This is a genomic window from Clostridium sp. LS, assembly GCF_002760435.1.
Classification (GTDB): domain Bacteria; phylum Bacillota; class Clostridia; order Clostridiales; family Clostridiaceae; genus Clostridium.
Map to the genome: position 1 here is coordinate 1 of NZ_AUUU01000064.1, position 706 is coordinate 706.

Genomic DNA, 706 nt, shown 5'->3' on the forward strand with positions numbered 1-706 from the left:
GCAGGTCTTCTGACTTAAGAATCATCATTTAAGTACGCCTTCCCTGTTTCCAAGTGGCATCCAAAGTACTTAAACTACTCTAATACAGCTACGGGATAGTTCAGGAATCTCACCTGCTTCCCTTTTAATTAATCAAGTTTAAATATACAAATTTGATTAAACCCATATTTTATTATTAAATTTTATTTTTCTTAATAATATTATTTAACTATACCATAACATTATTAACCATGAAAATCAATCCAAATATTTCAACTAATCCTAATTCACACTAAAGAATTATAATATCTGCTATGGACTTTATATTAGCAAAATAAAAAATATTACTGCTACGTAACATTTTTAGTATGTATAACATATCTTGTACTAATGAAAGAAAGTTAGTTTCAACTAACTTATAAAAATTTATACACTTTTATTTGAAAGGCGGATTAACAAATATGGAAAGTCAATTAAATGTTACGAGAAAAAATATAGGAATGTTAAGTAAAATGAGGCAATTACTAAAATTTTTAGGACCTGCCTTTATAGTAAGCGTCGCTTATATTGATCCTGGAAATTTTGCAACAAACATAAGCGGAGGTTCTACTTTTAACTATACCCTTATATGGGTAATTCTATGGAGTAATATAATGGCAATATTTTTGCAGTGTATGTCTGCAAAATTAGGAATTGCAACTGGACATAATTTACCTGAAATGTGTGG

Annotated in this window: 1 protein-coding gene and 1 riboswitch; the gene reads left to right on the top strand. The window is 28.3% G+C overall.

All coding sequences use genetic code 11. The features are described from left to right. A riboswitch (cobalamin riboswitch) is annotated at window positions 1-167 on the bottom strand. This riboswitch is flagged as partial in the annotation. 273 nt (window positions 168-440) lie between these two features. Then, a partial coding sequence (locus COL3_RS15165) for an Nramp family divalent metal transporter (protein WP_180277949.1) occupies window positions 441-706 on the top strand: 266 nt, incomplete at its 3' end.